The 21,354-nt window shown below is 37.0% G+C and carries 20 protein-coding genes and 1 tRNA gene; 14 read left to right on the forward strand and 7 right to left on the reverse strand.

Features of this window, described 5'->3' with window-relative positions; translation table 11 throughout:
- Window positions 1-120 precede the first annotated feature (120 nt).
- Window positions 121-1,941: a hypothetical protein gene (locus ACT6NU_RS08340; RefSeq protein ID WP_445381218.1), complete on the forward strand. Its 1,821-nt coding sequence runs from the start codon at window positions 121-123 to the stop codon at window positions 1,939-1,941.
- A gap of 272 nt (window positions 1,942-2,213) precedes the next feature.
- On the opposite strand, the gene ACT6NU_RS08345 is transcribed toward ACT6NU_RS08340, so the two are convergent.
- Window positions 2,214-2,954 (reverse strand): DUF6090 family protein, encoded by a 741-nt coding sequence (locus ACT6NU_RS08345; protein ID WP_445381219.1) that lies wholly within the window; start codon window positions 2,952-2,954, stop codon window positions 2,214-2,216.
- A 160-nt stretch (window positions 2,955-3,114) separates the two neighbouring features.
- Between ACT6NU_RS08345 and ACT6NU_RS08350 the strand changes: the two genes are divergently transcribed.
- The 8 genes from ACT6NU_RS08350 (at window position 3,115) to ACT6NU_RS08385 (ending at window position 11,026) form a co-directional block, all read left to right on the forward strand.
- Window positions 3,115-3,939 (forward strand): DUF7151 family protein, encoded by an 825-nt coding sequence (locus ACT6NU_RS08350; protein ID WP_445381220.1) that lies wholly within the window; start codon window positions 3,115-3,117, stop codon window positions 3,937-3,939.
- A gap of 377 nt (window positions 3,940-4,316) precedes the next feature.
- Entirely contained in the window at window positions 4,317-5,585 is a 1,269-nt protein-coding gene (locus tag ACT6NU_RS08355; protein WP_445381221.1) for a tyrosine-type recombinase/integrase, read from the forward strand.
- Entirely contained in the window at window positions 5,585-6,478 is an 894-nt protein-coding gene (locus tag ACT6NU_RS08360) for a hypothetical protein (protein WP_445381222.1), read from the forward strand. The genes ACT6NU_RS08355 and ACT6NU_RS08360 overlap by 1 nt, the downstream gene beginning before the upstream one ends.
- Window positions 6,479-6,554: 76 nt before the next feature.
- The gene (locus tag ACT6NU_RS08365) at window positions 6,555-6,833 is read left to right on the forward strand and encodes a helix-turn-helix domain-containing protein (protein WP_445381223.1); all 279 of its coding nucleotides are present in this window, start codon (window positions 6,555-6,557) and stop codon (window positions 6,831-6,833) included.
- Window position 6,834: 1 nt separating this feature from the next.
- Window positions 6,835-7,674: a hypothetical protein gene (locus ACT6NU_RS08370; protein WP_445381224.1), complete on the forward strand. Its 840-nt coding sequence runs from the start codon at window positions 6,835-6,837 to the stop codon at window positions 7,672-7,674.
- Window positions 7,675-7,676: 2 nt separating this feature from the next.
- Entirely contained in the window at window positions 7,677-8,060 is a 384-nt protein-coding gene (locus ACT6NU_RS08375; protein ID WP_445381225.1) for a hypothetical protein, read from the forward strand.
- A 72-nt stretch (window positions 8,061-8,132) separates the two neighbouring features.
- The gene (locus tag ACT6NU_RS08380) at window positions 8,133-8,804 is read left to right on the forward strand and encodes a hypothetical protein (protein ID WP_445381226.1); all 672 of its coding nucleotides are present in this window, start codon (window positions 8,133-8,135) and stop codon (window positions 8,802-8,804) included.
- 143 nt (window positions 8,805-8,947) lie between these two features.
- Window positions 8,948-11,026 carry a hypothetical protein gene (locus tag ACT6NU_RS08385; protein WP_445381227.1) on the forward strand — a complete coding sequence of 693 codons (2,079 nt, stop codon included), beginning with the start codon at window positions 8,948-8,950 and terminating at the stop codon, window positions 11,024-11,026.
- Here the strand turns inward: ACT6NU_RS08385 and ACT6NU_RS08390 are convergent.
- Window positions 11,013-12,194, reverse strand: a complete 1,182-nt coding sequence (locus ACT6NU_RS08390) for a hypothetical protein (RefSeq protein WP_445381228.1) — start codon at window positions 12,192-12,194, stop codon at window positions 11,013-11,015. The genes ACT6NU_RS08385 and ACT6NU_RS08390 overlap by 14 nt on opposite strands.
- Window positions 12,195-12,861: 667 nt before the next feature.
- Between ACT6NU_RS08390 and ACT6NU_RS08395 the strand changes: the two genes are divergently transcribed.
- Window positions 12,862-13,326 carry a hypothetical protein gene (locus tag ACT6NU_RS08395; RefSeq protein WP_445381229.1) on the forward strand — a complete coding sequence of 155 codons (465 nt, stop codon included), beginning with the start codon at window positions 12,862-12,864 and terminating at the stop codon, window positions 13,324-13,326.
- 55 nt (window positions 13,327-13,381) lie between these two features.
- Here ACT6NU_RS08395 and ACT6NU_RS08400 read toward each other — a convergent pair whose 3' ends face one another.
- Complete coding sequence (locus ACT6NU_RS08400) at window positions 13,382-14,098, reverse strand: hypothetical protein (protein ID WP_445381230.1); 717 nt, start codon at window positions 14,096-14,098, stop codon at window positions 13,382-13,384.
- A gap of 287 nt (window positions 14,099-14,385) precedes the next feature.
- On the opposite strand from ACT6NU_RS08400, the gene ACT6NU_RS08405 reads away from it, so the two are divergent.
- A complete protein-coding gene (locus ACT6NU_RS08405) occupies window positions 14,386-14,802 on the forward strand; it encodes an RDD family protein (protein ID WP_445381231.1) in 417 nt (138 codons plus the stop codon).
- A 312-nt stretch (window positions 14,803-15,114) separates the two neighbouring features.
- Window positions 15,115-15,468 carry a DUF6814 family protein gene (locus ACT6NU_RS08410; RefSeq protein WP_445381232.1) on the forward strand — a complete coding sequence of 118 codons (354 nt, stop codon included), beginning with the start codon at window positions 15,115-15,117 and terminating at the stop codon, window positions 15,466-15,468.
- 64 nt (window positions 15,469-15,532) lie between these two features.
- Here the strand turns inward: ACT6NU_RS08410 and ACT6NU_RS08415 are convergent, their stop codons facing one another.
- From ACT6NU_RS08415 to ACT6NU_RS08430, 4 genes are all read right to left on the reverse strand, one after another.
- A complete protein-coding gene (locus tag ACT6NU_RS08415) occupies window positions 15,533-16,144 on the reverse strand; it encodes a hypothetical protein (protein WP_445381233.1) in 612 nt (203 codons plus the stop codon).
- Between the two features lie 43 nt (window positions 16,145-16,187).
- Window positions 16,188-16,775: a hypothetical protein gene (locus ACT6NU_RS08420; RefSeq protein ID WP_445381234.1), complete on the reverse strand. Its 588-nt coding sequence runs from the start codon at window positions 16,773-16,775 to the stop codon at window positions 16,188-16,190.
- A gap of 354 nt (window positions 16,776-17,129) precedes the next feature.
- Window positions 17,130-18,884: a hypothetical protein gene (locus ACT6NU_RS08425; protein WP_445381235.1), complete on the reverse strand. Its 1,755-nt coding sequence runs from the start codon at window positions 18,882-18,884 to the stop codon at window positions 17,130-17,132.
- A 281-nt stretch (window positions 18,885-19,165) separates the two neighbouring features.
- Window positions 19,166-19,238 (reverse strand) — tRNA-Phe (locus ACT6NU_RS08430).
- A gap of 102 nt (window positions 19,239-19,340) precedes the next feature.
- Here ACT6NU_RS08430 and ACT6NU_RS08435 point away from each other — a divergent pair.
- Both ACT6NU_RS08435 and ACT6NU_RS08440 read left to right on the forward strand, forming a co-directional pair.
- Complete coding sequence (locus ACT6NU_RS08435; RefSeq protein WP_445381236.1) at window positions 19,341-20,069, forward strand: type III pantothenate kinase; 729 nt, start codon at window positions 19,341-19,343, stop codon at window positions 20,067-20,069.
- The gene (locus ACT6NU_RS08440; RefSeq protein ID WP_445381237.1) at window positions 20,070-21,338 is read left to right on the forward strand and encodes a hypothetical protein; all 1,269 of its coding nucleotides are present in this window, start codon (window positions 20,070-20,072) and stop codon (window positions 21,336-21,338) included.
- The last annotated feature ends 16 nt before the right edge of the window (window positions 21,339-21,354 follow it).

The raw sequence follows: 21,354 nt of genomic DNA on the forward strand, positions 1-21,354 counted from the left end.
TAAAGTAATCCGAAAATTACTAACAAGCCTTACTGATAATCCTTTAAGGATAAGCAAATAATTGATTTGTAGCTTGAACCAGCCCGTGGAGCTACTAGATTTTAGTATCTTCAGACCAGCATGGACTTTAAGAAGTACTTCGAGGAACTCAAAAGGCGGAAGGTATTCAAAGCTGCCGTGGCTTACCTTGCCGTGGCCTGGGTACTTATTGAAGTCGCCTCGTCTGTCCTGCCCGCTTTTGACACACCTCCTTTAGTACTGAAGGCTCTGATCATAATGCTTGCCTTGGGATTCCCGGTCAATCTTGTCTTTTCCTGGGTTTATGATGTAACGCCCGGCGGCCTTAAGAAAACAGAGAATTTGCCAGACTCTAAAGCCCCATCACAGATCAAGGGGCGGCGCCTGAACAGGGTGATAATCGGCTTTTTGTCCATTGCCGTTATCCTTTTGCTGTTCAACCAGTTTGGGAGTTCTGAGTCAGAATCAGATAAGACACCGAATACGCAAATAAATTCGAATAATACTTTAAAGTCTATTGCCGTGATGCCCTTCAGGGATAACAGCCCGGCGTCAGACCATGAATGGCTCGCCTCGGCACTTGTAGATGTTATAAATAATTCGCTGAAAAACATAGAAGGGCTCAGGGTGGTTATAGGACCCTCGGCGGCTTATTTGGAGAGCACCAATTCCACCCCGGAAAGCCTTGCTGAAAACCTCGAATTGACACATTATTTGGAAGGAAGTGTCATACGTATTGGAGATAGGGTCAGAATCATTGTTACTTTAATATCAAATGATGATTTTTCCCAGCTTTGGTCCAGGAATTTTGACGAGGATATGACATCCATAAATGAAATTATTGACGAAGTAGCCACCTTAGTTGGGCGTGAACTCAATTATGAGTTTAACCCCTCAGAGATCAGGATCCCGGCCGCCGAACGAACATCAAATACACAGGCATGGGATCTATTGCAAAAAGCCAGGTATGAAGGAAGTAAGGTTATCGGGGCAGAACCCGCTATTGTAAGAGAATATCTCGAAAAGGCGATTGAACTGGATTCCTCATTCTACGCAGCTTACGTCGATTTGGGATATCATCTGATCTCCCAGTATACATGGGACGGGGGGGAATTGCCAGATGATTTCTACGAAAACATCGGAAAAGCAAATGCATTATTTGAATTTGTTATTAAAAAGGCACCCACCTATGGTATGGCCTACCTTCACCTGGCCATCAGTAAGATTTGGTATGAACAGGATCTCAATGCCTACGCTCTGTATATGAAAGGCGTGGGATTAACTCCCAAACTAAGAGGCAGGGGGAACTTGTTTTTGCCGGCATTAGGGGAGGATCCCGAAAAACATTATCAGTGGGCAATGGCTGGCATAAGGGAATCGCCATATGAGCCAAGTTCCTGGACCGCCAAGGGCCTGGCGGAATATTTCAACGGAATGCATGATGCTGCGATACAGACCTTAGAAGAAGCCATGGCCATGGAAGCGTTTAAAAACGGTGTCATCCAGGGTACGGCCGTACGTGTTTTTTATGCATTGGAAAAGTACGAGAAGGTTATCAATACAAGCCAATCGTATTTTGATCAGGTACCTGATTTAAGACCTGGCCGAATCCTGGGTTACCTGGCTGCTGCGCACTACAAACTTGGACATCTGAAGGAATATGAATCCCTGATGGGAGAACTGCAAATACAGGCTTCTACCTCCCCTATAGGTAGTCCTTCTTTCCACCTTGCCATGGTGCATGCCCAGACAGGAGACCACGATGCCGCTTTTAAGTGGCTTGACAAGGCCCGGGAGGATAAAGAAGTGGAGCTGTTCTGGCTGAAAGTGGAACCTCCATTCGAGCCCCTGCACGATGATCCCCGATGGGAGCAATTAATGGAGGAAATGGGGTTTAATGATATTCCTAAAGGACCCTATTAGGCTGATAGTTGGTTTGCTAAATGATTGATTCCTGAGATTTGGTCCCCCCCCCCCGATAACTATCGGGGCTATCGGGGTGGAATTTGCTCTCTCAGGAGCATTTTTAAGGGTTCTCTTATAAACTTAAGACTTTGCCTCCTTTTGCTATGCCGTTTTTGGTAGACAGGCGGTGGAACTTAGCATTAGAAAGAGGAGGCTAATTCGTTTTGTCATGGGGTTTGGCGGAAGAAGCGGAGCATGGGTTATTTCTGGTTTATAGTTTTATTATAAATCTATTTACTGCGTTGAGACTCTATTTCATCGATAAGCCAATTAACTTTTTCTTGTATGATCTTTAATTGGATTATGGAATGCGTAGTTAGGAAATTTACGTTCCCGCACTGCAGTTGCAGCTCAGCATAAGATTCTTCTAAGCGAACAGGGTCAATAATTGTAAGTTCCAAATCAGAATTTACAAAAAAGCCTACTTCTCTTTGAAGAAAGGGGAATAATACGTTGTGGAATTTTATGTCAATTACATCATCAACATTTTCATACCTGGGGCACCAATAATCGTATAAGTCGATGAGATCAGACTTAATCTTTTCCGAACTAATAAGGTCAATTCCTTTATTGGATACCAGTGAATTATACGTCCCGTACTTTGGAAAAAAACTATATGCCCCATTGTGTACATCGAAAATTAATTCCGAGATTTCCCTGTTCGAATGCTCGTCCAACAGTTCTTTGGCACTTGAATTTAGAATGGTGTTTTGAGCGTTGAGACTTTTGGTTTGAACATCAATGATCCGCACCAGTTCTAGGGAATCCTTACGCAAGCTAGTTAAGAGGACAGCGTAGGTCTGTATTTCTGCGGCCTTCAATTCTTTTTTATTGGTCCAGTCATCCACCTGCAAGGCGATCAATATTCCAATCACCACCAACAGGATTTCTCCAATGGCATATAGCAGGTACTTGCTGATTTTGTTATCAGTTAAAAGGCGTTGGCGGATTTGGCGGAAGAAGCGGAGCATGGGTTGGTTGTTGCTTTCTCAAATTAAGAAAAAAGACCTGAATCTGTGATAACGTATAAATAAGTTTTAAATGACAAGTTCCAAATGTCATTGGAATTTCCCAGCAATAATTAACAATTCAGCTCGTTATGCAAGTTGTAACCGTATCAGCCAATCTACAATGAAACAAATTTCTCTTTTTCTTCTGACAGTTTTGATTTGCCTATCCTGTACAAAGGAGACTATAATTCAAGGTCAACCCGGGCCCCAGGGAATCCAGGGAATCCAAGGTGTCAAAGGGGATGCTGGAGAAGATGGACAGGATGGTCAGGACGGAAATAATACTGTTGTTTCTGCAGTGACAATTGACCCTGGAACAACCTGCCTAAATGGTGGGTTTGAGATATTCTTTGGATTGGACATTAATAAAAATGGTCTGCTCGATCAAGATGAGGTTGAGGGTTCCGAAATTGTTTGTAACGGCCAAAATGGTACGGACGGTCAGGATGGCACGGATGGACAAAACGGATCTGATGGGATCAACTGCTGGGACACTAACGGAAATGGAGTGAACGACCCATCTGAGGATGTTAACGGCGATGGAGAGTACAATGGATTAGATTGTCAGGGTGAAAGCGGCGATACTATTGTTAATCTAAATGGAGTTTGGACTACAGATGAAGTTTTACAAGGATCACCGATACAATTGACTTTATCCAATTCATTGTTTGTTCCCAGTGGCACGAATGGTCGAGATACCTATTATGTTGATATTCTTTACGATAACAGACTGGCCGAACAAGTAAGTTTTGTTGCCACCACCAGTGGTATATTCAGAATGGACCCAGTGGCGGTTTTAATAGGGACTGACAGGGTAATTGAAGGACTGGAATTTGAAAACTTTGGTTTGGTAAACGAAAGGCTTTATGTACTTATCAGGAATCCAAATCCAAGTAGTTCAAATCCGCTAGTTGTATATTTTGAGGGGTATTTGACTAGAAATTAAGAAACTCGTGTTAAACAAAACTATAAGCCCGATTTAATCTACGCTAATTTCTACAGACTGATCTCGTACCTGAAAATGCCAAAACCCTGCTTCTGCTGACTGCCAACTGTCACTGCCTGCTTCAAGAACAGGAATAACTTCGCTTCGCTCGTTGTTCCTGACCGGTCCCTCGCCTGAAAATAAAAAACCCGCTCCAATCGGAGCGGGTTTTGGCGCTTTAAGTGGTACCTCCAGTTATTGAACCTTTTTATAGTTAATAAGTCGTTAAATAATATTTAAAGCTTATTAAGTCAGTAAATACAGCATTTATTATCTTTATATATAGGTCAAAATTTGTTTTACTTATCTATTATTTGTCAACTATATTGTCAACTTGAATGTCAACCCTATCTCACACTTTCAATCTAAAGAAGCCAAAAGGCGAAAAAGAAACATTGATTTTGTTTTCTTGTTATTTCAAATACGAGGAACGAAAATTTGTTTATTCCACAGGCGAATGCGTCAGCCCGAAAAATTGGGACTTTAAGAAGCGACAACCTATAAAACGTGGCAAGAATAAAGCTCCATTTGCAAGTTCCATTCAGGGGCAACTTAATCGTTATTCATCGAAGTTTTATGAGGTTCAGGCACGATGTAAATCATATTCTCAAGATTTTACTTCAAAGTTACTAAGAGAAGAATTTGACAAAGAGTTTAAGAATGCACCTTCCGGTAAGAATATGTTTTACAAGGCATACGATGAATTTATGCAGGAAAAGATCAAGGAACAAAAGTGGTCTGTCAATACCATTAAACGCTACCAGAACATTAGAAATATACTACAGGATTTCGAGAGAGAAAAAGGTTTTAAAATTACATTTAAAGCGATAAAAAAGCGGTTTCACACAGAGTTCACAGATTACTGCATGAAAGACCGTCAGCATGCAACAAATACGCATAGACGAAATGTAGGCTTATTTAAGACATTTATGCGCTGGGCATTTGATAATGGGTATACCTACCAAGACGATTTTAGGCAGTTCGAGAGAATGCAAGAAGCATTTACAGAAAAGGTCGCCCTTAAAGCTGATGACTTGTCGGCAATAATGAACTATAAGCCAAGCAAGCTTAGGTTGGAGCGTGCAAGGGATGTATTTGTTTTTGCATGTTCTACGGGAATGAGGTTTGGAGAATTAAAACTTATTGGCAAGCATAATATCAAAGATGGATACATAATGCTTAAAGAGGAGAAGGGATCTACTAAAAAACCTCGTGAAATCCCCTTGAATAATCTTTCGGAGATAATTCTAAGGAAATACGACTATTGTCTTCCTCTAATTGCAAACCAGAAACAGAATGAGTATATCAAAGAGGTTTTTGAAGAGGCTGGATATAATCAGGAAACTGAAAGGGTTATAGTAAAAGGAAAAACCATTGTGCGTGAAAAGATCCCGTTCTACGACCGAATATCAACGCATACAGCGCGAAGGACTTTTATAACAATGATGAAGAGAAAAGGTAAAAGCGACAAGCTCATTTCCAAGATTACAGGACATAGTGACCTGAAGACTCTTAACCAATATTATCAAGTTGATCAAGAAGCTAAAAAGGAGGCGGTTGGCGATGTGTTTAATGATATTATTAACCCACTAAGAAAAGTCAATTGATGACTGATCATTATGAATTAAATGCCATTAGTAGAAGGATTGAGGAATCCATAGAACATCACTATAGCATTGTGAAAATACTAAATCTTCTTCAAAGTGGAACTCTGGATCATATTTACAATACAGACAATATTTTTGAAGAAAATAAAAATACTTACGATTTCTTAAAGGAGTCAAATAAAAATACTGGAGCATGGTTGGATAATAAAAATCTAATTAAGGACCTAGTGCAATTAGCAAATAAACAATCAATTATAAATACTAGGCTTATTTATCTTTTGCTCAAGGTTGAAGGCGTTTTAGATCAGTTGGAAACTTTCATGGAATCTAAGCAGAAGTATATGCTTAAAGAGAAGGCTAATTTATCCAGTGTAGAAATTGAAAGTGAACTAAAGAAAATAAGGTTATCAATTAACCTGTCAATTGAATATCAAAAGTTTTGGGTTTTTCTTTCACAGTTCATTGAACCTACCGTGTTGCAAAACAATTCTATTTATAGGAGGAATGATAGTGCCACTGAATACCCATATATTGTTAAGAAAGAGGAATTTCTTAAAAGAAACAATATAGAAAACAAAAGCCAGCCTAGATTACGTGTTGTCGCCCTTTACTGTATTTATTCAGGTATCTCTGTTAGAATTGATAATTTGGAAACTGTTCGAAAAAAACTATCACACATAATTGGTTCAAATACAAAGGCAACTAAACTCCCCCAATTATATGCTGAATATGCATCATCTGATCGAAACTCTGATAGAGGAGAAAGGAAGAACAAGAACCACCAAAGAAACCTAAAAGAGGTAATTGAATTGTTGGGAAATGACAATTTGATTGAACCCCAACGGAAGGCTATAAATGAATTAGCGAACTTCGAGAAAAAGTTCTTATTGTAAATTCGTAACCGGTTACAACCGGTTAGCTCCTACCACTAATTGTAGTTTCATCCTCGATTAACAAATAATCGAAGTTATGGATTCTACAATTTTTTTTACGCCCATTTTAAACGAAATAAGATCTCTAAAGAAGGATCTAACCCTTCTTCTCGATAGGGTTCCTGAAAATCAAGAGATCAAAAGGTATACACCGAAGGATATAGCAGAGAACACTCCTTTAAGTATTCAGACTGTTTGGGCAATGATAAAGGATGGCCGGATCAAGGCTGAGCGGATAGGCAGGAAATATCTTATTACCCAATTGGAGTTTGACCGTGCCTGTCAGGAGGTGAAATCGCTTAAATACAAGCGATAAAATGAAAACTATCCTCCTTTCAAACATAGAATATCATTATCTGCTGAACGTCGGTGGAGATCCTCTAATTGCTCTTTTTGCAACTTTTAGGTGCCATAAACCAGGCGTTGTCTATGAGACAGAGGGAAAAAAAGGTGCATTATCATTATTGAGAGCTAGAACAGGTCTTTCAAGGGCAATTGTAGAAAAATATACACCATTGTTAATAGAACATGGCTTAGTTGATATTCATTACAATGGCAATGTGGCTATTAGAGGGCGTAACTGGTCAAGAAGGAACCTGCCCTTTATTCAATACAACAAATTAATCCCCATACAAATTGGTCCAAAATTTACTGACACACAGTTATATGCCGCATTTGTTAGGGTACATTCTAATATCACAGAACAAAAAAGCCGGATTGGAAGGAAGGCTGAACAGATTAAACTGTTAAAGGAGAAACTTAATGGCACTCTTAAAACCCAGGCTGATTATAAGCGTTCTGAAAGGCTACTTCAGCAAGGTGGATTAAAGACCATTAAATCCCGCTACCTGTCAAACAGCACGATTTCCAATCTAGGCTTTTACAAATTACTTAAAAATGAAGAAGGGAGTACCGAAAACCATAAGAGAATTGGGCACTATTTCAAAAAAAGGCTACTAAAAAGAGGTTTAATTCACCAATGCAGAAATGTACAAAGGGTTTCCAGGTTAAAATCTCGAGTGGGATTAGAAGAGTTGGTGCTCTCAGAGTCTTATGGGGGCTTTTTTATAGGTAAAACAGGAATTTATTATGAAACATCTCCTAGAATAGAACTAGGTACTTCTCCTTTAGTAGGTAACAAAAAAAAGCAAGTTTAGGGATGGATATTAAATCACTTCAAAAATTCGGAATCAAAACAAATGATGGGGTATATGCAACTCATAAACAAATTGAGTTATTATACTGTGTGCCTAAAAGAACCTTATTGGATAACATTAGGAATCTGCAGGAAGATGGACTAATTAACGGGGCGAAAATCCGCACAGTTGCGAGAGACGGAAAACAAAGGCTACAAGAAGTTTTTACTCTAGAAGAGACCATAGCAATTGGATTGCGTTTGAGAAGCGAAATGGCCATTAGGTTGCAACAGTATGCCACCCAACTAGTAACAGAATCCATAAAAAAACTCAAAGAAGATAAACGATTATTGGAATTAGAGCTGAGCTATATGTGGAATAAATCGGACAACGAAGATTTATTTTGAGTAGGAATGTTTTTACGAAGCTCTTATAATGAAACAATAAAAACCGTGGGTATAAAATCTTGAAAAATTCGTATGGAAAAAGGTTTACAAAAGATGGCAGATTTTGCCGCTATTAAAACGGTTAAGGATCTTCATGATTATTTAGAAGATACCCAAAATGATAATGATGCTTTAGGAGAGTATTTTATTGAAAAGCTTAATGAGGCTTACAGCGAAAAGAACGGGACCGAAAGTGAATATGAAGATTTGTTGGTTTCATTAGAGGAATGGGAGAAGAAACAGCAGGCAGCATTAAAAGTCAGAAACTCAACCTATGAAGCCAATTACCAAATTATAGGTGCTTGCATACATAACCACATTATAAACAATGTAGGCTTTCCAGGGGTAACAACAATACAGCGAGAAACTGGTCTTTCCCGAACCACTATTTATAGGCATTTAAAATTAGACGATTTCGGGGCTTATGATAAATTGGTAAGAGGAAAGCATGAACTGATGGTTAAAAAGGCACTAGAGCATCTTTATTACATTGGTGTGGTTGATAGAAACGCAGGTGCCTTGAAGACGTTTATTGAACTTACAGGATTTTCCCAAAAATCATCAGCGACCAACATAAACAACTATATCCAGATAAATAATCTAAAGATTACTAGAGAAGAATTTGAACAGCTACCAAAGAAAACAACAAAACAGATTGAAGATTTAATTCTTATTGAGCTAATTAAAAATAAAAATCAGCAATAACAGGTGCAAAATAATTAGAGAATATGCCAGAATTGATATTTGCTCTAACGCTAATCAATAAGGTTAGGCAATTCAACCATTTAAAGCCGTAACAAAAAACTAAACTTGCGTATTTTTAATATATTGGAGAAATTAGAAAAACAATGGGCCGTCTTACTATCATAGTCTTATATACATGTTTACTTTCATTTAATTCTTCTTTCGCTCAATTATATATTCATTCCCCAAGTATTGCTAAAAATTATGATGTTCCAAGATTTCAGTTTTGGTTATCAAAATCTCGGGAGTGGAAAGTTCCGATGGTCAGTTTTAGTTGCGAGGGTTTTGATTGCGCTCAAACAACCGGATATAGTGATAGTAATATTTTGCCGGTAGGATATTTGCGAAAATATACCACGGAGAAAGAATTTGAAATTAAAATATTCAATAAGGAAGCCAAGGAATTGTTAGAAAATAAGTTTCTTGGAATTTCTCCTTTAAGTTCACCAAGAAAGATTCTAAAGAGAAATTACGATCCTGAGGTGTTAAAATACTCGATAAAATCATCCCCCGGGAGGATCATAATTCGTCGATTTAGTACCTGGGGAGGAACTTTCAATTCTAAAAAACCTTACAATGAGAAAGAAATATCTAAAATAGCTGTAGAAGCAAAATCTAAGAATATAAAAGGAAAACTACTAAACGAACCATTTACATACGAAGTTTCTCCTATAAATTATTTTGACCATCAAAAGATTTTCAATGTCTCTTTCCCTTTTATTGTTCTTGAAATTAAAGTTCTTAATTCCAAAACTGGACTACTTGAAGATGATTTAAAAATAACCACTCTAGATTCAGAAGGGCTCTTACTAAGTGAAAACCTCTCAGATTTGGTCAATGCACCAGCTTTATCGAATCCTTATTCAGCGACTTTTAGACAAATTGTAAATAAATCGAATCATCCTTTGAAAGATTTTGTTTCTGGTCCTGATTACTCGATGCACATTTATCCAATCGCTCATCTGAACAGAAAGCCTCATTATAAAGAGAACGCAGAAAAAGAGGGTGTTTACTACTACTTTTTAAGGCCCAACCCAAATAGTAAAGTAATTGACCTTAATCTACTTTTTGAAAAAAATGGTTATGATGACTTTTCAAATTTATTTAGAATAGAAATCCAACCGACCGATCATAGATCAAGTGTTAGGCAAATTGAGCGCTTTGAAATCTATCTTCATCAAGACAGTAGAGAAACCAAAGTATTTAAACGAGGTAAAGACATGAAATTAAAGCCTCAAATAAAACAATTAATTACTAATAATTCCAATAGAAAGATCACGGAGAGAGACTTAGAAGAAATAAAGAGTCAAATTCAATCGGGGAAGATACCCGTTGTCTTTCAAGGAATATTTACAGAGCCATTTGCTGATCTTTACCTTACCGAGGAGAATCTCATTTTTATTAATGATATTGGTAATCTTCAGGTTTACAAATTAAAGAATAAGTTTAATCAAAGTATACCGTATCAGATAATAGAGTTGGAAGGGAGCATCCTACAACTTACCATAACCAAAGAGCCAACAGGAGACGGTATGTCAGATAGAATATTTCCTTACAGTATACGATTTAATAATTTGATCGGGGCAGGGGATAAGAAACTGTTAAATTCATTTTCTGATTCTTTAAGTAATATTCATCGTAAAGAAAATTTAACAGGTACTGTTACCAATTGGGAATTCTTTGATAAAGTAAAAAGTGCTCAAGTCCCAACAAAATTTTTTGCTCTTGGAAATATGCCTTGGAGCATTTGGATTTTGAATGAAAGGGACTTGTTATTTTTGGACTTATTCGAAAACCTGAAAACTTATCAATATTCAGGTACAATTAAAAAAAATGGAAATTCTAAGATAACATTTGGCGATTATACAGTAATAATTGAAAATAAGTCAACTGGTTATTATGCCGGAAACGATGCTGGGGCTGATACATATTACTTGCCATACTCTGTTAATATTCTGCCTAATCAAAAAGATAAAAGGGAATTTGAGAAATATGGTCTTAAATATGATGTCGGTGCAGGAGATTTCGAATTTAAACCCTTCGATCAATGGGATTCTTTTTATTCAAAAACCCCGTATGAGAAATTATCTACTGCAAGTGTAAAAAGTCAGTCAGAAAACACAATTTGGGAAATTAATAGTAAAACAGTAAAGAAAAAATTGAACTTCTTTAATCAAGATTAAGAGGTTCAATTAAAGTTCCATTGTAATCAAGAAAATATTGGATTATTCTTGATTTCGAATTTTTTATTGATCTACTATAATCCTCAAATGAATAATGCGTTTCAATACATTTAATATTTCTATTTGAAGCTAAGATTTCGAAGGTTACGTCATACTTCATATCTGCATTGAACTCTTTTGAATAAATGGCTTCAGGAATTATCCAGCCACTTTCTTTGATAAGATTAAATTTCCAAATGGTAAATACCTTAGTCCAAGATCCACGCTGCCCATCTTGAGAATAAGTCAGTAACAAATCGCCTTCCCTCGAGGGATAAAAAGTAGAATTTGAGTATTTACCAAGATCACTCATTGGGGTTGAAATCACCCAATCCTCAATATTAGTTGAAAAATTGTCAAGATTTTTCTTCTGATATGCATAAAATTGAAATCTTTGATTAATACCTCCTTGAACTTCTTGAGGAAACTCTGCTTCGACTATTAATAGCATACCAAATTGGGGAGGATAGTTTAATTGAATGTAAGACTCCAGTAAATGTATATTCCCAGGATTACCTTGGTAAAGATTTCGATTTTGTTCAAAGAATTTATCCGATAGTTTCAGTGAGGATGGAATAGATCGTGAATTATTGACCCATTTAATAGGTTTGGCATCTGTAACGTCACCTCCACCCTCAACTTGATAAATAAGTCTTTTATTAACTCTATTAAATACCTTTAATGAAAATTTTTGATTTTCCGGAAATGCAACAGTTGATCCTGTTATGGCCTGTAAACCGGGATCAAATTCAATTTCTACTTCTATATCTACAGCACCAAAATTACCCGATAGGCCAATAAATCTATTAGATCCTTTTAATCCCCCGTAGACCTCAACCACCTTCAGATCAAGACTTATATTAGTAAGGTCTTCATTAGGGTTTAATTTGGCTGAAAGCATTCCATAATTGAAGCTTATTTCTCCGCTTTTCTCTAATATTTTAAATAGTTCAGAAGAATAACCGGCAGGAAACAATTGGGATATTTGTGTTTTGAAACTTGCGGATGATTGAACAATCTCGTAGTTGCTGGTTATGCCACTTGTGATGATGCTCTGTGAATTACTGGGTATGGGTAAAATCAGAATTAAAGGTATTAATAAAGTGCAAAAAGATTGGATATTCCTCATTGTCTATAAAGAAAGATTTACTTGAAAGGTAATGAATTTGTGAAAATGATAACTGAAAAGTAGGATGTGTACTAGGACATTGCCGAAAGCCAAAAATAGAAGAACATGCATTAGTCGAAATACCTAGCAGACTGGAAATGGTCTCTTGTTAAGCTGCAAAAGTCTATCTTAAAGGAAGTCTGAAGCGAACAGTTTAATTATATTTTGATTATAAGAAAAGAGGAAAATTCAAGAGGCTATTATACAAGATAGTAAGGAAATTCCATCATTTCCATAAATTCAAATTAACAAAGATTTAGCTAGATAGCTATTTTTTTGGATATGTTAATGCAGGTAAATTTCTGAGTAAATAACCTCTTGGCAAAGAGATTAGAGGTATTTAAGACTTTCCCGATTATATCGGGATTTTTTTTAATTCAGATTGGAACATAAATAAAAGTTAATAATCCGAAATCCTCTATATTTTTCATTAAAGTAAGTTTTCTTTTTAATTTAAATTAATAAGTTTATTTTTTGCGGACATGAGCATCAAAATATAGATAGTCTAAATACCAATATGATCAGACTTTTTAAATGATCTAATAATAGGAAAGAAGTGAATTTTAGATTCTTAGCACTAATTATTTTATTTATATCAATAAGTTCTACAGCTCAAAGGACCCCATCAATGTTTGATGTAGTTCCGTACCTCGGAGTTTACAATAACGAACAAGAGGAAATGCAAATTTCAACAGAGGGTAAAGATATTTTAAGCTTTTCTTTCTTGAAGCTTCATAAATATAGCTCATTCGCTAATCTTAAATATAAACTTAGGTTGCAAATACCAATTAGCTCATTGAAGTTGTCCGAAGACTCCATTGCTTTAGAGGGATTAGGATACATTAACGACTGGGATTATATAAATTCATCTGGGGTGAGCTTACAACTTAATTGCGACCGTGTGCCTTTTCAGATATTCCTTACACGTGTAAACCAAGGCCAGGGAACATTAATTAGATACTTGATTTTCATTGATAGTTTCGGAAGTCATTATTATGATAATGAAAATAGAAATGGTCCGCATAGATCCCATAGTGATATATCACGAGTTACTTTACAAGGGGAAGTTATTTTAAATATTAAGAAAAAATGAATGCTTTTCGCTTAAAATAACCAGTTAAAACTTTACAGTTCAAGTGACGTTTTACTCAATTTAGAAGCTTTTCCATTTGCTTTTTATTTTGGGGAATTTTACTCTTTATCTCTTGCATTTTCTGGATTTCATTTTTTAATTCAGAAAGGCTCTGTTCAATCTTGGATATTTCAACATCAACTTCCTTTACTGCCTTAATTAGAGCATCATTTTTACCTTTTGCAGCCGTCCCTCTCATGTAAATGAAGACATTCCCCGAAGAACCAATTTCCCTGAAATCTACTTCGAATTTAAATAGAAGGTTACACTCTGGGTAAATTTGCTTAGCCTTTTTTAGTAACTCATATTTTGTATTATTCACGGCTTTTTCCTGAATATTACTTTTGGCGAAAGCATCATCAGCTGCTGTTTCAATAGCGTAGCCAATGGCACCAGCTGCGAACCTGTCACCTGAAGATTGAGCGCCAAATCTTTCTACAAGTCCAATATCAACCATACCCAAGGGTTCTGCCTCATGCAATTCAATATTGAATATTTGGATGTGCTTTATTTGAGTGGATTCCCTCTCTTCCACATTTTCATTAAGTGTCATGAGAAGATTTTTATATTCCTTTTGCTTAGCTCTTAAAAAACTTTCAAAGCGTTCATAAATACTTTCTTGCCCTTTAAAGTCACTCATCTTCCAGGTTTCCTTTCTAAATTTCTCTGGAAGAAGATTGTTCAGATTGTTTATATGTATAGGTTCTAGTTCTTTATCGCTAAAAAGACTCATATGCTGGATTTAATATACACAAGGAATATAATGAAGTTTTTCAATTTACGTCTTGGTGCGATAGCTAGGTTCGAATGTTGGGATAGAGTTTCTCTGCATACTACTTGCAGAGTAAGATTATAGATTAGCATCGTGTTTGATGCTTTTCTGGACTTCCCTGGCTAAATGCTGGGGTTGTTCATTTTGATTCAATTGCTCTGAAAATGATACAATTTCAGCGTAATCATTTCGTTATAATAAAGTATGACCTTGAATACCATGCAGATTAAAAATATAACCAGCTTGTCGTGATTTACGGAGATTTCGGTAATAGATTTTTAGCTTATATAATTGACTATTTGATTATTGCAATTCCACTCTCATTCATATGGTATTTTCTTTCAATGCCAATACCTGAACCAAATTTTCAATTTTATGTCTTTGTATTCTTTCTAAATCCCATTGGTTGGATTTCGGGTATATTATATTACGGGATAATGGAAAGCGGATCAAAACAAGCAACCTACGGAAAGCAAGTAATGAATCTAAAAGTTGCCGGCACAAATGGAGAGCCTCTTACGTTTAGAAGGGCCGCTGCTCGAACATTAAATAAATTTTTCTCGTCTTTCTTTTTACTAGGATTCTTAATGTTTTTTCTTAACAAGAAGAATCAAACTTTTCACGATTGGCTTACCAATTCTGTAGTCATTCAGCGAGCCTCTTAAGAGTAGCTTTTATACAAAACTAAAATTGTAAAAAGAATATTAATTATTAGAATAGTTAATTGTTTAAGAACTTTTCCCTGGCTCATTATTTGGTTTCCTTCATAGGTAATAGATTAATAAAATTTCGCTAGGTATAAAAGGAGAATATTTAAACTTATTTGATTCAAACGATATTATTATATGGCTATTTATCAAACAACTAAATGTGGTAATTGCGGGAAGAATTGGGAATTTATGACGTATGGTGAAGATAGTTACTGTGGCCCTCCGATCATTAAATGTGCCTATTGTAAAGCGTTAAATAAGACTAGGATGCAACTGTATAGTGACATGTCGATCCATAAGCGAGTTTTGTTTTGGATGGGGCGAGGAGTAATCAAACCTTTGTTTGGTCTGATTGGAATATTTATGGGCTTATTCCTCATTTATATGATGTTTTTCAATGTGGATGAGGCGACCAGAATTGCAAGGGAAGAGAATATGAAAGATATTACAAATTGGATCCTGGGAATTATTATTGTCCCAATTATCACCATAGGTCCTATCTGGTTTGGAGTATCTAGCATTCGAGACTCCTTTAACACTTATAAAGATGTAAAGCTGATGGAAAAAATATTCCTAGAGCAAGGAGGTTTTTTTTGGAGTAATCAGCAATATGGGGGATAGAAATATTATCCTTACTTTAAGAAAATTCTTGATTGGAATAAACAAAAGTTTCCCTAATTGCTATTTAAAAATGGAACTTTACTAAATAAATAAATAGTGTCAATATTGATATTGAGACGGAAAGTTTTAAAAAGAACATTCCTAAATTATTATAGTAATATTTCCTTACTCTTAAGTTCTCAAGCCAAGTATCGAGTTCTTCCAAACCATTAATCTTATGCCTTTCATTATTGCGATTCCAGGCATCTGAAAATTTTCGGCTATTATTTCTCCATGCATGAAAAAAATGATTGACAAAAATTATCCATGTTGAGGTATTAATACTGGGTGGTCTTAGGGTATTCAAAAAGAAAAAAACAGATAAGAGTATTAGAACAAGAATTATATAACATATTTCTGCGGGAATATCTAACAGAGTAAGAACACCATTTAAATATTCATTTGAAGTCAATAAAATTCCATACGAGGCTAGTATAATCGAAACTTTTGTGTCTACTAGGGCAATCCTAGATTCGTTCTGTTGAATAAACACTTCGCAATTGGCTTTTCTACTGTTATTTTTATCTGAATAGTCATTTAAAAGTTGCCTTATTTCTTTTTTTTCTTTTCTGACCTCTTTAAGGATATACTCAAATTCTTTTTTTTGATTCTTATAATCAGATTTAGAATGTGACATGAATGATAATTTAGGTGAATTGAATAAAAGCAGAATTAATAATTTACCCCTTTTCTTTATTTTTTGATTTACGTCTTTCTTCTCTAGCTTTTCGCTTTGCTTCCCGTTCAGCTTCTTTTGCTTGGCGTGTTTTATAGTCTTCAATTGCTTCTTCAAGATATCTACGTTGCATTAAACGCTTTCTCATTTCAGAACTAAATGCAACAACAAAGCTTCCTGAAGTCCCTTCAAAATTAAATTGAGGCATACCTAAAGCAGACTGAGCGTATGTAACCTTCCATTCTCCTAACATTACAGAGCCTCCTGTTTTAGATTTTTGTCTTTCTTCCATCCAGTCGCTAAGAGCATTTAACTCTTCATAAGAAGCTTCAAATTCAATATTATGCGTCTCGGTTTCATATGCCATAAAAATATTATCGGACCCCGTTGCTTGCAGATCTGATATTATCCACCTTAAAGACAATTTATCCGTTCCTAATTCACGAACAAAGGCATTTATATTCCCAACCCGACCAATATTTATTTCTTGGTTTTCCGATTTTTCGAAAGTAATTTGTCCAAAGGCGGAAGGAATAATAAAACCAATAATCAATACTAACTTTATTGGTTTCCAAAAGGCTGTCTTAAACATATTGTATTATTTATTCTAAAAGGTTATGAAAAAAGAGTTGAAGTTCCAAGAATTCGCAGAAAAAGAACTAAGTAAGTGTCGAAGATATAAGGGCCTTTGGAAGACAGCGACCAATCCAGCTATTAAAAGCAAGGCCTTCTTTGCCTGGTGTATCAAGAGCTTTCAACTACAGCAAATACACATCTACTCATCTGAGCCTATGACGCCATATAATCGCTACAGTATGAATGAATTTGTTGGGTATTTCTAAACTGAACTGGCTCTAAGTGCAATCCTCAAAAAGGAAATTAAGAAGAGTAGTGCAACAATTATATGTGGAATCGCAATAAACTAAACTTTCACCATTGGTACTAACTATTGGTCCCTTTGAAATATCGATAATCCTCCACATGACTTGATAATACCAAGATTACAAACTGCTGTTGTCTCAATAATTTCTCTTTTAAAAGAATATTCTCCCTCAAATAACTTATTTATTGGCTTATAAACTCCACTAAAAGAGAAGGTATATTCAGTAAGTGTAGTTGTAAGATCTGTACATGAACCAGTAACTTCATTTGGACCTGCGATACCACTCCATTCTATTAAGATATTGCTTCCGTCAAAGGTATAGGTTCCCTCGCCAGGTGGTAGTATTAAACCTCTCTTTCCCTCAGTTCCTTGGACCGACATCTCATCAGAATTAAGTATAAATGCCGGAGGCAATTGTAAAGAAGATAAACTTCCATCCCCTGTAACACAATCCAAGCCTCCTGATCCCAATAAAGGTATTCTCCATACCCCGGATAAGTCTAAACAATCCCTTGCCTCTACTATATTCCCAGACGCATTAAAACATAAATCAGTAATTGAATTAGAGGCTATCCATTGCGTTCCAAAGATTGTGGTATTAGCGCCGTTGGCAATTACTCCAAAAGCTGTACTTACAAAATTCCAATGTTTTAAAAATCGAAATAACCATTTATTATCTAACGGTATTTCGGAAACACAATTACCAATTATGCTTTCTGCTTTACCTAAAACTATGTCTGCAGCTTGTAAGAGGACGCCTATATCCTTAGTATCCGAACTAATTTCAGAACTACTTTGAAGGGCACTAATAGAAGCAATGACGATATTGGCAGCACAATTAGTAGATTCAAGAAAGGGAAATACGGTCACTAAAAGATTATAGCAAAATTGTCCTAAGTTGTCATAGAATGCTTCTTCATGCTCTGTACTACCATCATTTGTCCCGGGTTTGCCTGTTCTAAATTTAAAGGTAAAATCACCATCTCCTGGCAAGGTGTACTCTTTATCAATTGGATCACCTATAGAACCCCCGCCACCTTGAAAAAGCTCGGATAAGGAAGAAGGTACGATTTGGACGCCTTCTACCTTTATTTTATCAATTCTCGCTCCATCTTTATAAATTCCTATTGTTGTATTATACACATTAGGAACATCGCCTTGTCCGGCGTTAAAAACAAAATTCCTACCTGCTCTTGCCATAAAAACAGGCAATTCATCATTATTTATACTAGAACGAGACGAGGAAGACTGAAAAACTGCAACAAGGGCTTCCATTATTGCCGTATTGTTAGAGTCAAATAAATCATTGCCCACCACAATATTTTGCTCAATTGCCTCTACTAGTATCTGAAAATTACTGTCTTCCAGAAATCTATTGATCAATAATCTTTTTCCTTGTTCAGAGAGATCTAAAACTGCTGGTGACATCATCAGCATACCCAAAGCCGTTGATGTAGGAGTTATGTTATTGTCTGTACTTCCAGGATACTTGTATCCAATCAAAAATACATTGTCATTAGAATCAGTAACGTATAATGCTGTGTAATCTCCATACACATCCAGTTCAAATCGACCATTGGAAATCGTACTGTTGTTGGTTGATGATAGTACGGTAAGGGAGCTTAAATTCAAACCACTTCCTTCCGGTAACTTTATGCTACCTGAAACGACTGTTTCTGTAGGTTTTTCTGTGGGAGTAGGATTATCGTTGATGTTAATTGGATCAGTGTCATTAGTTACTGTATCAGAATCACTTTTAGAACAACTGACCAATATTAGAAAAGTAAAAAAGAGGAGAGATAGCTTATAAATGTTCATCAGGATAGCTGTATTATTTTGTTGGCGCCTAATAGCCAAAAGAAGACAAAGACCTGGTGAAATATTTGAGGATTCGTAAGAAAGCTAAAATTATTTGAAATTCAAAATTTCGGATTAAGTCACACTTAATGTTACTTGAATATTTGTTGCCTAGGGAATATGCCTGCGGTTGGCTAGGATCAAATTTGTTGTTATTATCTTCTGATCTACTTTTTTTGTCAACCAGATTGTCAACCAAAAAGTAAAACCCCTATAATCGTTAAGACTATAGGGGTTTAAGGTGGTACCTCCAGGAATCGAACCAGGGACACACGGATTTTCAGTCCGTTGCTCTACCAACTGAGCTAAGGTACCATTGGTAATTAAGCGGGGGCAAATATAAATTCAATTTTAGCAACAACCAACAAAAACCTGAAAAAAGGAGGTTGTTTTTTCGTAAATTCTGATCTTTGTAATATGAATCTGGTAATCGATGCAGGCAATACTCAAATCAAGTTCGCCGTCTTCCGGCGGAACAAGCTTTTGCATGTCGAATCCAGTAACGAGGCAGATTTTGCAAGTCACCTGAAAGGGGTGTTTACAAAGTATCCCAATATAAGCAGGGCGGTTATTTCATCGGTCAGTAATCTGGACCGCTGCACGGTAAAAGCGGTATCGGTTTTCTGTGAGGTATATGAGTTAAACCCGAGTTTAAAGCTGCCGTTTAAAAATTCTTATGCCACCCCTCAGACCCTGGGTCCGGATCGGCTGGCTCTGGCCACTGCGGCTTTCTATCACAATCCTAAGGGAAACACCCTGGTTATAGATGCGGGCACTTGTATCACTTACGATATGGTCAACGATCACGGGGAATATCTGGGTGGAGCTATTTCTCCGGGCCTTTATATGCGGTATAATGCCCTCAATAAATACACTGCCAGGCTACCGCTGCTTACCCCGGAAGAGGTTTTTGATTTTATAGGAAATGCTACTGAAAGCAGCATGCACAGTGGGGTAGTAAACGGGATTTGCCTGGAAATAGACGGGGTTATCGGGCAGTACAAATCGCGATTCAGAGATTTAACAGTGATTTTAACAGGGGGTGATGCTCAATTTTTGTCAAAACGGCTAAAAAACACCATATTTGCCCATTCTAATTTTCTCCTGGAGGGCTTAAACCAGCTGCTGGAATACAACAAAAGCTAGATGGTAAAAAAAATCGTTCTCGCAATCTGCTGTTTTGCGACCATTACACTTTCCGCTCAGAACGGAACGGTATCACCTTATTCATTTTTCGGTATTGGGGACCTGCGCTCCATAAGTACTGTCGAAAACCAGATGATGGGAGGGCTGGCGATGTATACGGACAGCATTCACCTGAATATAAACAACCCAGCTTCCCTGGGTAAAATTGGCCCGACTATATATGCCGCGGCCGTTTCGCACAGGGAGTTGCGCCTGGAAACTTTTAGTGCCGAGCAAAATACCTCAGTAACCAATCTGGATTACCTGGCCATTGCGCTACCCTTAAAAGTTCAGCGGATGGGGCTCAATTTTGGGCTTAAACCCTTCAGTTCCGTGGGCTATAACTTGTTGGATGAGCGCACAAATTCCTCCGGGAATGCCGTAACCAATCAGTTTTCGGGAGACGGGGGTATAAACCAACTTTTCCTCTCTGCGGGATTTCGCCTGATGCCAGGCTTGCATCTGGGGGCAACGGTTAATTACCATTTTGGTCGACTGGAAAACAACCGGCAGCAAACTACGGAAGGTGTACAATTCGGAACCCTGGACCTGCGCGAGTCTCAAATTTCCGGTTTTGATTTTAACTACGCCCTTACTTATGAACCTAAAATCAGCTCAAAACACACCCTTTTTAGTTCTGTACGGGTACGGACCCAGACAAACCTGACTTCCGAGAATACGCAAACTATAGGGACCTTTGTTCCGCTCAGCGGAAATGAGATTGAGGTTTTTGATGTTAACCTGGACGAGGTTAACCTCCGGTTTACGGAGATAAAAATACCTACAACCTACAGCTTCGGTCTGGGTATAGGGGAAGACAAGCATTGGTTTGTTGGCGGGGAGTACAGCTTGCAGCAATTCAGCGATTATTCCAGCCCGTTTCTTGAGGCATCCAATACGCGCTATGAAGATGCGAGTGCAATTGCCTTTGGGGGCTACTTTATCCCGGATTACTCCAGCTTTGACTCCTATTTAAAAAGGGTGGTTTACCGGGCAGGCCTTCGGTTGGATAATAGTGGTTTTGTCGTAAATGACAAGGAGCTAAGCAACTTTGGCATAACATTTGGAATGGGTCTACCCATAGGAGCCGATTTTACAAATCTGAACCTCGGATTTGAGCTCGGAAGAAGGGGGACCACAATGAATAATCTGGTCCGGGAAAGCTATTTTAAAGTCAGTATAGGGCTGTCCCTCAACGCCAGATGGTTCCTGAAAAGACAAATTAATTGATAAAAATTTAGTACAT

This window comes from Robiginitalea rubriflava (assembly GCF_052540725.1).

Excerpts from the sequence above, each read along its gene's own strand:
- ACT6NU_RS08340 (WP_445381218.1), top strand. The coding sequence starts at position 121 with ATGGACTTTAAGAAGTACTTCGAGGAACTCAAAAGGCGGAAGGTATTC.
- ACT6NU_RS08345 (WP_445381219.1), bottom strand. The coding sequence starts at position 2,954 with ATGCTCCGCTTCTTCCGCCAAATCCGCCAACGCCTTTTAACTGATAAC.
- ACT6NU_RS08350 (WP_445381220.1), top strand. The coding sequence starts at position 3,115 with ATGAAACAAATTTCTCTTTTTCTTCTGACAGTTTTGATTTGCCTATCC.
- ACT6NU_RS08355 (WP_445381221.1), top strand. The coding sequence starts at position 4,317 with ATGTCAACCCTATCTCACACTTTCAATCTAAAGAAGCCAAAAGGCGAA.
- ACT6NU_RS08360 (WP_445381222.1), top strand. The coding sequence starts at position 5,585 with ATGACTGATCATTATGAATTAAATGCCATTAGTAGAAGGATTGAGGAA.
- ACT6NU_RS08365 (WP_445381223.1), top strand. The coding sequence starts at position 6,555 with ATGGATTCTACAATTTTTTTTACGCCCATTTTAAACGAAATAAGATCT.
- ACT6NU_RS08370 (WP_445381224.1), top strand. The coding sequence starts at position 6,835 with ATGAAAACTATCCTCCTTTCAAACATAGAATATCATTATCTGCTGAAC.
- ACT6NU_RS08375 (WP_445381225.1), top strand. The coding sequence starts at position 7,677 with ATGGATATTAAATCACTTCAAAAATTCGGAATCAAAACAAATGATGGG.
- ACT6NU_RS08380 (WP_445381226.1), top strand. The coding sequence starts at position 8,133 with ATGGAAAAAGGTTTACAAAAGATGGCAGATTTTGCCGCTATTAAAACG.
- ACT6NU_RS08385 (WP_445381227.1), top strand. The coding sequence starts at position 8,948 with ATGGGCCGTCTTACTATCATAGTCTTATATACATGTTTACTTTCATTT.
- ACT6NU_RS08390 (WP_445381228.1), bottom strand. The coding sequence starts at position 12,194 with ATGAGGAATATCCAATCTTTTTGCACTTTATTAATACCTTTAATTCTG.
- ACT6NU_RS08395 (WP_445381229.1), top strand. The coding sequence starts at position 12,862 with ATGTTTGATGTAGTTCCGTACCTCGGAGTTTACAATAACGAACAAGAG.
- ACT6NU_RS08400 (WP_445381230.1), bottom strand. The coding sequence starts at position 14,098 with ATGAGTCTTTTTAGCGATAAAGAACTAGAACCTATACATATAAACAAT.
- ACT6NU_RS08410 (WP_445381232.1), top strand. The coding sequence starts at position 15,115 with ATGCAACTGTATAGTGACATGTCGATCCATAAGCGAGTTTTGTTTTGG.
- ACT6NU_RS08415 (WP_445381233.1), bottom strand. The coding sequence starts at position 16,144 with ATGTCACATTCTAAATCTGATTATAAGAATCAAAAAAAAGAATTTGAG.
- ACT6NU_RS08420 (WP_445381234.1), bottom strand. The coding sequence starts at position 16,775 with ATGTTTAAGACAGCCTTTTGGAAACCAATAAAGTTAGTATTGATTATT.
- ACT6NU_RS08425 (WP_445381235.1), bottom strand. The coding sequence starts at position 18,884 with ATGAACATTTATAAGCTATCTCTCCTCTTTTTTACTTTTCTAATATTG.
- ACT6NU_RS08435 (WP_445381236.1), top strand. The coding sequence starts at position 19,341 with ATGAATCTGGTAATCGATGCAGGCAATACTCAAATCAAGTTCGCCGTC.
- ACT6NU_RS08440 (WP_445381237.1), top strand. The coding sequence starts at position 20,070 with ATGGTAAAAAAAATCGTTCTCGCAATCTGCTGTTTTGCGACCATTACA.